General features: G+C 31.2%; 1 protein-coding gene and 1 pseudogene. Both read left to right on the top strand.

The window, feature by feature from the left end:
- Positions 1-2348, top strand: a pseudogene (locus tag FFS26_RS22710) (hypothetical protein); the annotation flags it as partial.
- The gene (locus tag FFS26_RS22320) at positions 2345-3295 is read left to right on the top strand and encodes a hypothetical protein (RefSeq protein WP_137906185.1); all 951 of its coding nucleotides are present in this window, start codon (positions 2345-2347) and stop codon (positions 3293-3295) included. The pseudogene FFS26_RS22710 and the gene FFS26_RS22320, both read left to right, overlap by 4 nt.
- Positions 3296-3579: the final 284 nt, after the last annotated feature.

Below are 3579 nucleotides of genomic sequence, written 5' to 3' on the forward strand. Positions count from 1 at the left end.
GAGGAGCAAAAGATTTCAATACAGCCAGCTACCGTGATACTCTTATTGCGCAGGCTCACTGCATCGCGATGTTTAATAAAGAAATTGAATTTCACCTTTGGGAAGATGACGCTCCTGGGAAAGGGCACGATGTCAGTATTAACAAAAACAACCGTCACACACGCAGCTACAAGGCTCGCGTCAATGAAAAAGGAATTGCGGAAGTATCTATTCATTTAATGTCTGATGAAAAAATCCTTCGTCAGATGGCCAATCGGTTTCTGATGAAAGGAGACAGAAATGAAGGACCGAATCATGAATATTATGTTACGGCCACCTACTCCGGGAAAATTCTGGGAGCCAGCCAGGTGAATGTAGAGGTAGCCAACCCTGATTATAAGAGCCAACCTCAAAATCACCCCAAACCTAAGCCGCAGCCTCAGAAACACACACCAAAATTCCCTGTCGGACCAGAAGGTGGTCCTAAACAGTCGGATCCTAAAGGTAATATTATAGAAGCTGTTTTCATTGATGATACAGGAAAAGAGCTTTCCAAAGTAGCGGTAGGAGATAAAGTTAGGGTCAGAATTCACTCCAAGAATATGGTGGAAAAACACATTCAGTATGTCATCTGGAAATATGATTCCACATCCACTCATGAAGTTTATAGAAGTGCAATGATTAAAATTCCTGCCGATGTATACGATACCTCAGGATTTATCATTACAAAAGTGAGTTCTGAAAAAGGAATAGGCTTTCCTATCGGCAATTCGAATTTCTATACACAAAACTATTTTATAGAAATTATCTCCAAAGATCTTTCTGCAGAATCTCAGAAATTTGAGGTAAATTCGGATGGCCTGATGCAGGTGGAGAAGGTGAAGAGTGCGGTGGGAGTACAGAATACGCAAAACCCAGATAAACCAGGAAGTTGTATATGTCAGGAACAGTATAAAGATTTAGTATGGGGAGGAAAAGTAAGTTGTGAGTTTAGAAAGAAAGTAGTGCAAATTGCTAAAAATTTAGAACTACCACAAGAAAATTATGAAGGGGCAAATTGGCTAATGACAATTATAGCTCTAGAATCAGCATATTCATTTAGCCCTAAATGTGGTACTTTTAGGAAAAATCCTGATGAAAATAGTAAATACAAATATATTGGATTAATACAATTTGGAAAAGCTGCAGCAGAGGAAATTGGAACAACAAGAACTCATTTGATGTCATTAACTGCAGAACAACAATTAGACTACGTTGAAAAACATTTTAAGAAAAAAATGTATAAAAATCTATTAAAAAATAGAACTGCTCTTTACTTAGCTGTAAACTATCCAAATTCAACAGCCCATGCTTCTGAAAAAAATTATGTTGTTTATGATAGTACGAAAGATGCATATGATGACAACTCAATGTTCAAAAGAGAGACACACGAATTTTGGATTGATAAAAATGGCAAAAAGCAATTTTATAAAGGTAAAGAGGGAAAATCCTATGTTTGGGAATTCGAAGAAGCTTTGAAAGAAGTAGAAGAATTAGGACGATCTAATAAAACAAAGACTTTTACATGCGGCAATAATAGTACAAAAAGTGATAATATTAATGCAAAAGATATTGTAACTTATCATATATATCATGATAAAATCGAAAAACATATTCCTAAAAAAATAAAGGAAGGAAATGAAACTAGATATAAATATGTTTATCATGATTCAATAGGAAATGAGCATGAAATAACTACTGTAGATTGGCATACGACTAAAGAAAAGGGTGTTGGACAAGTTTATAACACTAAACCTACTCATTCAAAAGTTCTTTCTGATCAATATGTTTCTGAAGGAAATACATCTAGACGTGTAAAATATGAAAATGGAGATATTGCAGAATACGGAACTCATCCTAAAAAAGGAATCATTTGGCTATTATATAAAGCGGGAAAAAATAATGTTGAATTAATTAAAATGCCAGATAGTTTAAATTATAAAAAAGATGGTGTTTCTATTGCTTATAGCTTTTCAAAAACTCAAAGAAGATATACTGGAGCAGATTCTTTTGCTGGATTTATTGGGTATTTAGCTAAATCTGGATACAAACTAACTACAACAGGTAGTTGTTTTTCTGAAGGCTCAAGCTTTCCAAGTCAGGAACATTGTAATGGAAGAAGTGTAGATACACTTTATTTAGGTATTGTTGAGCAAGATCAAAAGGTAATAGATAGTGCAATATTTTTCCATTTTACAGAAGTTTTAAAGGGTATAAATGAGTACTGTCAGAAGCTAAAAAGAGCTGGTAATGGGGGAAGCCTTCACAATAGTCATTTGCATTCTGGAAATTTTAATAGTAGTGTTATAAAAACAATTAAAGAAAAATGAAAAACCTAATTATTTTATTATCTTTTTTAAGTATTTTTTCTTGCAAAAAAGCGCAAGAGAATGTTTCAAAACCATCTTTCTCCCAAGAAATATCCATTGATAAAAATTGGAATGGTGATAAGTTAATTTCTGATTTGAATTTTGTCAGCTCTATCAATCCTACTTGTAAATTAAAAACTACTTTTTTTAATAGATCAGAAAAACAAATTGAAGAAGATGATGCAAAATGTACCCTATCTAAAATCAAATTCAATTATGAAAAATTAAACTCAATAAATAAAAAAAACATTATTGGAAAACTGGCTTCTAATATAGAACTATTTATTAAAAATAATATTCCTAAAAGCAATAATGCAGATTTAAGTTACCAAACGACATTGTATATTGAAAAAAATAAAACAATAACTGACTCGATTGTTATTTACCAATCTTTTAATTTTTCAGAAGCATTAACTGTAAAAACAAAATATTATTATCTTGATAAAAATGAAATTTATTTATTAGATATCGTAGAAGATGAATCTGGAGTAAATGTTGAAAAATGGGAACATTATAAAATAAATTCTTCAGGCAAAATATCTTCAGTACAACAAAAATCTTTCTCAAAAGATAATAATATTACGAAAACAAGTATTGATTTTTGGAAAGGAAAATATCATTTTGAAGCTTCAAATAGAGACGAAGTAAAAACTATTTTTAACATCATACTAAATTCCCTTGAAGATATTTCTATGGATATTACTGAAGAAGGAACAACAAATAAATATTCTAAATTAAAGGCTGAAGAAATTAATTATCAAAAAATTAAAATAAAATATAATGATTCTTCTGATGAGATGGGAGTTATTTACATTGATAAATCAGACGACAATTACTTTATTTCAGGAAATCCCATATATTTTATCAACCCCGGAAATAATGAAATGCCATTACAAAAAATTAAATAAATAATCCTTACTGTTTCCAAATGTTTGAAAATTAATATAAATGGACAATGATGAAACCCGTTTTAACTTTAGTACCTCTCATTTTCTTTTTTAGCTGTCTCTTATACACATCTAAAAAAAAAAAGACACACAAAATAATGTGCACAAAATCAGATATTAAAATATAACTTTACATTTATCAAATCGCACCAACGAAGCCCTCCGAGCGTACCAGCTAATGCGTAGTACAACAGACACCGCGAAATACAAACAACATAAAGCAACAAATAAGAGAAAAATTAAAC

The organism is Chryseobacterium sp. 2VB, assembly GCF_005503635.1.
Classification (GTDB): Bacteria; Bacteroidota; Bacteroidia; order Flavobacteriales; family Weeksellaceae; genus Chryseobacterium; species Chryseobacterium cupriresistens.